General features: G+C 33.1%; 7 protein-coding genes and 1 pseudogene. 5 read left to right on the plus strand and 3 right to left on the minus strand.

The window, feature by feature from the left end:
• Nucleotides 1–71: 71 nt before the first annotated feature.
• Nucleotides 72–224, minus strand: a pseudogene (locus RHOW815_RS09420) (transposase family protein); the annotation flags it as partial.
• Between the two features lie 41 nt (nt 225–265).
• The gene (locus tag RHOW815_RS07245; protein WP_215217649.1) at nt 266–1,114 is read right to left on the minus strand and encodes an RluA family pseudouridine synthase; all 849 of its coding nucleotides are present in this window, start codon (nt 1,112–1,114) and stop codon (nt 266–268) included.
• Nucleotides 1,115–1,302: 188 nt separating this feature from the next.
• Here RHOW815_RS07245 and bamJ point away from each other — a divergent pair, with 188 nt between their 5' ends.
• The gene (gene bamJ / locus RHOW815_RS07250) at nt 1,303–1,932 is read left to right on the plus strand and encodes a BamJ family beta-barrel-assembly machinery protein (RefSeq protein ID WP_215217650.1); all 630 of its coding nucleotides are present in this window, start codon (nt 1,303–1,305) and stop codon (nt 1,930–1,932) included.
• Here bamJ and RHOW815_RS07255 read toward each other — a convergent pair.
• Nucleotides 1,929–2,561 carry an SET domain-containing protein-lysine N-methyltransferase gene (locus RHOW815_RS07255; RefSeq protein ID WP_215217651.1) on the minus strand — a complete coding sequence of 211 codons (633 nt, stop codon included), beginning with the start codon at nt 2,559–2,561 and terminating at the stop codon, nt 1,929–1,931. The two genes, bamJ and RHOW815_RS07255, sit on opposite strands and share 4 nt — an antisense overlap.
• A 44-nt stretch (nt 2,562–2,605) precedes the next feature.
• On the opposite strand from RHOW815_RS07255, the gene RHOW815_RS07260 reads away from it, so the two are divergent.
• From RHOW815_RS07260 to RHOW815_RS07275, 4 genes are all read left to right on the plus strand, one after another.
• The gene (locus tag RHOW815_RS07260) at nt 2,606–2,935 is read left to right on the plus strand and encodes a histidine phosphatase family protein (RefSeq protein WP_215217652.1); all 330 of its coding nucleotides are present in this window, start codon (nt 2,606–2,608) and stop codon (nt 2,933–2,935) included.
• Between the two features lie 40 nt (nt 2,936–2,975).
• Nucleotides 2,976–3,185, plus strand: coding sequence for a histidine phosphatase family protein (locus RHOW815_RS09160; protein WP_350339775.1), 210 nt, complete (start codon nt 2,976–2,978; stop codon nt 3,183–3,185).
• A 68-nt stretch (nt 3,186–3,253) separates the two neighbouring features.
• On the plus strand, nt 3,254–3,580 hold the full coding sequence (locus tag RHOW815_RS07270; protein ID WP_215217653.1) for a DMT family transporter: 327 nt from the start codon (nt 3,254–3,256) through the stop codon (nt 3,578–3,580).
• A gap of 106 nt (nt 3,581–3,686) precedes the next feature.
• Nucleotides 3,687–3,985: hypothetical protein (locus RHOW815_RS07275; RefSeq protein ID WP_215217654.1), on the plus strand; the 299-nt coding region annotated here is incomplete at its 3' end.

Below are 3,985 nucleotides of genomic sequence, written 5' to 3' on the forward strand. Positions count from 1 at the left end.
ATGGAAAAATTGCGAAAGAAAACTACATACAAGCCTGAATATGGTGGTTCTTGCTTTTATTGCTCTACTTTTGAAAAGATTTTAAACAGGCTCTTAAGCATCTCGATTACATTTTCATTAATTACGCATTCTTTGGCAAGGGATTAATTATTTTTTTTATCTTGTTTTGTTAAAGGGTTTTTCTTGCTTCTTCTCTTAGGCATATTTGTATGGGAATGAATCTTTTATAAGTTTTTATTAAAATTTAAGTTGCTCATTAGAATTTTTAAAGGGTTTTGATAGGTGCGATTTTATCAAAACTAGTGGGTAAAGGTGCAACAAAAGTCATTTTTTTTTGCTTTACAGGATGTAAAAAAGTTAGAGAATAAGCATGCAAAGCCATCCGCCGAAGCGGATTTGAATTCGCTCGATACTTTTTATCCCCTACAATAGGATGGCCTGCTTCTGAACAATGTACGCGTAATTGATTTTTTTTACCGGTCAATAACTTCAAGCGTAAAAGTGCAAACTGTTTATTACTCCATACTTGATTAAATTCAGTAATGGCTAATTTACCATTTTCTACAGAAGTACTACGAACAAAATACTTCTCGTCTTCTTTTAAATAGCTTTGCCAGCACCCTTGTTGAGTCACAAGTTTTCCTTCTACTAGAGCGTAATAAGTTTTTTGTATTTGACGCTCTTCAAATTGGGTTTTAAGAGATTGTTTAGCAGACTCATTACAAGCAAACATCATAATACCAGAGGTTTCGCGATCCAGACGATGAACAGCAAAGACATTTTTGCGACGCAATCTTACTTTTAAGATATTTTGGAGTGTATTTTGCGTTTCAAAATCAGTTGCTACACTAAGCATTTCCTCTGGTTTTTCTACAACAATTACCGCATCATCTTCATAGAGAACCTTAATACCTTCAGCTAAGATGACAAACTTGTCTCGAATAGTAACACATTGCCCTTGTTGTAATTCTACACCAAGATCTGCTGCATAACGACCATCTATCAAAATCCGTCCAGAATGAATCCAAGAACGCAGAGTGGTTTTTGAGCTTTTAGGAAAATGTTTTTTTAGGATATCTTGTAAACAAATATTTTGAACGATAATAAACTTCATACTTTCCTTTAGACTTTTTAAAAAGTTTATCAATAATTAGATTAAAAAAAAACAATTTACAATCAAAAGTTTATATTAAATTAATAAGAGAAAATTCCTTGTTCCTTAAACCTGAAAGAAAAAGCCCTTGTTCCCCAATTCAAAATCCGTTATATATAGTCGCTTATCTAAAAGCAAAAACTGGAGATATGACAATGCAGACGACTAAAGAAAAAGTAAGCTATGTCATTGGGTTAGAGACGGGAAGAAATTTAATACAGCAATTTGGAGAAATGGACTTTAAACATGTCTTAGAAGGGATCCAACATGGCACCTCGGGTACAGAACCTCAATTACCTCAAGAAGAAATTACTTCGATTATAGAAGCTCTTAAACAGCAAATTCAATCTAAGCAAAAAGAATTTTTTACTCAGCTCTCTGAGGAAAATAAAAAAAGAAGCGAAGCCTTTTTATTAGAAAATAAAAATAAAGAAGGCGTAGTAACATTTAATAGCGGACTTCAATATAAAATACTAGAAAAGGCTCCAAAAAAAGGTCCTCATCCAACTGCATTGGATACGGTAAAAATTCATTATCGAGGTTCCTATATCGATGGTAAAGTATTTGACTCTTCTTATCAAAGAGAAGAGCCTTTAGTCATTGGTTTAAATCAAGTCATTCTAGGCTGGTCGGAAATTTTACAAAAAATGCAAGTCGGTGATAAATGGCAAGTATTTATTCCTTCTTATTTGGCTTATGGGGAAAGAGGCTTTGAGCCTCATATCGGCCCTAATGTCGCTTTAATCTTCGAAATGCAGTTATTGGGCATTAACGATTAAAACCGTATAAAAGGTCCCCTGTTTTTCCAAAAATTAGGGCCATAATCATAACATAATTGTGAGCCCTTATGTATATCTTTGTTTGCATAGAGCATGATATGCCGCTTTCCTTGGTAATAAGCTAAAACAGAGTTTATATTTGGCTCTGCGCTATGATTGATAAAACGCGTATGGTTTCCCATTAACCGCGCATCAACTACATAAGAACTTCTTTTGTATTCTAAAATGGGGTATTCAAAACAGTAAATATTATTATCTCCTTCAAACCAAGAGCGTTTGCGAATCAAACCAGTATATTCTCCGATACAAGTATTCCTAGCAATTTTCTGATTTGCAAATACTCCATATCCCGTTTTTTGATTAATCCAAGCAATGGTTAATGGTATTTGGCAACCCAAAAGCATATCTTTAGCATACAAGCACCCTAACCACTTCTCTCTTTGACTTAGAAACCGTCTAGCTAATTTCTTTTGCACTTTCTTTTCTAGATCTAGCGAATGAAAAACTAAATAATTCACATATTTAATAGCAAATACTTGCCCAAAGCACGCTGGGTTAGTAATAGATATTTCTTTATGTTCTTGCAAAACCACTGTTAATTTCATAATCTGGCAAATATTATACCTCAAAAATCATTAATAGAAGATATTTTTTTAGCAAAAGGCACCTTTTTATGAATTCTCTATATCTTGTTCGTCATGGGCAAACAAAATGGTCTATAACAGGTCAACATACTAGTTCTACCGATCTTTCTTTAACAACTCAAGGTGTTAAGCAAGCTGGGTTTCTTAAAAAACGCTTATCTAAAATACCTTTTGAGCTTATTTTAACAAGCCCACTTAAGCGGTCTTTAGAGACTTGCGAATTAGCGGGTTTTTCTAAAGTTGCAATTATAGATACTCATTTAAAGGAATGGAATTACGGTCTCTACGAATGGATGGACAAAACAACAAATTCTTATAAAAGCTCCTCAGTGGAATATCTTTGTATATGGCGCTCCTAATGGAGAATCTGTTACAGATGTAAAAAATCGAGCCCAGGCTATTCTACATAAAATTCAATCCACTCGGGGAAATGTCTTAATTTTTTCTCATGGTCATTTTTTACGTTTATTTATTACACAATGGCTGCAAGTCCCTTCTAATCAAGCAAACCTTTTTATGTTAACCACAGCCTCTATTTCCATTTTAAGCTCTGATGGGAGCTCTCGAATAATAAAAACTTGGAATGATGTATGTGATTTACAAGTTTAAATTTTAAGATCTCTTGCTATTTTTTATATAACTGCTATTCTTAAAATTTAATTTTTTAAGGTCTTGACATGTCACTCGCTTGGTTTTTTCTACTATTAGCCGGTTTCTTTGAAATTTGTTTTACAATTGCATTGAAGTTCAGTCAAGGGTTTACTCGTCTAATCCCAACTTTAGTCACCATTATCTTTATTTTTCTTAGTTTCTTTTGTGTATCTCAAGCAATGAAGACCATTCCCATTGGTACGGCATATGCTGTGTGGGCAGGAATTGGTGCCGCTGGTACAGTAATTTGCGGAATCATCTTTTTTGGTGATTCCTATCATATCATACGCTTGATCTCTCTATCTCTGATCATTATTGGGATTGTAGGCTTAAAGTTGGCTCATATAGATTAGCCTTGCTAGACTTTTAAAATTTCATTAATTTAAAAAAACATTGCATGTAATTTAACAAATAATTATGTATCTGTAATACAGTAAAAATACATTTGAGGATTAATAGATGATATTTATAAACAAAAAAGTTCGTACAAATAAATTAAAAAATAAAACAAAGACTGCCTCTTATAAAAAACAGATTTATGCTTCTAGCGAGCAAATAGAACTAGAATCAGTAATTTTTCAATATACGCTAGATGTTAAACAAGCGGCATATAGTCATGCTTTTCGCAATTGCATCCAAGATTTACAAAATAACTTAACTAAATTGCTTAAGAGCCTGTTTAAAATCTTCTCATTAAGGTATAATGATAGTTTTCATAAAACCTTTGGAGGTAGTTATGACCCGCTCTTATCCAAGCG

Origin of the sequence: Candidatus Rhabdochlamydia sp. W815 (assembly GCF_018642185.1) — a bacterium.
Taxonomy (GTDB): Bacteria; Chlamydiota; Chlamydiia; order Chlamydiales; family Rhabdochlamydiaceae; genus Rhabdochlamydia; species Rhabdochlamydia oedothoracis.

Bases quoted from the DNA above. Each gene is read 5' to 3' on its own strand.
- RHOW815_RS07245 (WP_215217649.1), bottom strand. From the start codon at position 1,114: ATGAAGTTTATTATCGTTCAAAATATTTGTTTACAAGATATCCTAAAA.
- bamJ (WP_215217650.1), top strand. From the start codon at position 1,303: ATGACAATGCAGACGACTAAAGAAAAAGTAAGCTATGTCATTGGGTTA.
- RHOW815_RS07260 (WP_215217652.1), top strand. From the start codon at position 2,606: ATGAATTCTCTATATCTTGTTCGTCATGGGCAAACAAAATGGTCTATA.
- RHOW815_RS07270 (WP_215217653.1), top strand. From the start codon at position 3,254: ATGTCACTCGCTTGGTTTTTTCTACTATTAGCCGGTTTCTTTGAAATT.